The sequence below is a fragment of the Streptomyces niphimycinicus genome (assembly GCF_018883605.1).
Lineage (GTDB): Bacteria > Actinomycetota > Actinomycetes > Streptomycetales > Streptomycetaceae > Streptomyces > Streptomyces niphimycinicus.
Window position 1 is genome coordinate 1 of record NZ_JAHLEM010001070.1, and the last position, 462, is coordinate 462.

Below are 462 nucleotides of genomic sequence, written 5' to 3' on the forward strand. Positions count from 1 at the left end.
GCCCAGGGCGTCACCACCTACCTCGAACTCGGCCCCGACGGTGTCCTCACCGCCATGGCCCAGGACTGCGTCACCGACGCCGAGGCAGCCGGATTCGCCGCAGCGCTGCGCAAGGACCGCCCCGAGGCCGAGGCCCTGACGGCCGCCATCGCCCGTGCCCATATGCGCGGTGTGGCAGTCGACTGGGCGGCGTTCTTCGCGGGGACCGGCGCCCGGCGCACCGAGCTGCCGACGTACCCCTTCCAGCGCGAGCGCTACTGGCTGGAGGCTCCCGCCGGAGCCGTGGGCGACGTGGTCTCGGCCGGTCTCGGCTCGGCCGATCACCCGCTGCTGGGCGCGGCGGTGGATCTGCCCGACTCCGAGGGCTTCCTCTTCACGGGCCGGCTCTCGCTCCGTACGCACCCCTGGCTGGCCGATCACGCCGTCATGGACACCGTGATGCTGCCCGGTACGGCCCTGGTC

At 73.6% G+C, this 462-nt stretch carries 1 protein-coding gene; it reads left to right on the plus strand.

The features are described from left to right. Positions 1–462, plus strand: a 462-nt coding sequence (locus tag KN815_RS47560) for a polyketide synthase dehydratase domain-containing protein (RefSeq protein WP_216347985.1), incomplete at both ends; no start/stop codon positions are given.